Here is a 615-nt window from a genome sequence, read left to right as displayed (position 1 = left end):
GTGCGAGACTGGGTGGTACGCTTCAACGACCATGGCCCCGACGGCTTGGTTGACGGCAAGGCCCCGGGCAATGTCTGCAAGCTGAGTGCCCACCATCGGGAGGCCTTGCTGGCCCTGGTGGAGAGCGGCCCCATTCCAGCCGTCCATGGGGTGGTGCGCTGGCGGCTGAAGGACTTGGTGCAATGGTTCTGGGACGAGTTCCTGATTGCAGTGAGCGAGACGACGCTGGGCCGCGAACTGCGGGCGCTTGGCTACCGCAAGCTCTCGGCCCGCCCGCGCCATCATGCCAAAAGCGAGGCGGCGGTGGTGGCTTTTAAAAAAGCTTTCCCGCGCGTCTGGAGGAAATCGCGAAGGATCAGGCCAACGGTAAGCCGGTAGAGATCTGGTTTGCCGATGAGGCGCGAGTGGGCCAGAAGAACAAGATCACCCGCCGCTGGGCCAAGCGCGGCACCCGCCCATCAGCTCCACGCGATCTGCGTACCGCGTCAACCTACATCTTCGGAGCCATCTGCCCGGCGCAGGGCAAAGCCGCTGGCCTGGTGCTGCCGCGCTGCACGACCGAGGCGATGTCCTTGCATCTGGCCGAGATCTCGCAAGCGGTGGCGCCCGGAGCGC

General features: G+C 65.5%; 1 pseudogene. It reads left to right on the top strand.

Annotation, left to right across the window (positions count from 1 at the left end):
• Window positions 1-615, top strand: a pseudogene (locus tag ACXJKO_RS32035) (IS630 family transposase); the annotation flags it as partial.

Source organism: Microvirga sp. P5_D2 (assembly GCF_054049475.1).
The sequence above is the reverse complement of the archived record's forward strand: the minus strand, read 5'-3'. Positions and strand labels throughout refer to the sequence as shown.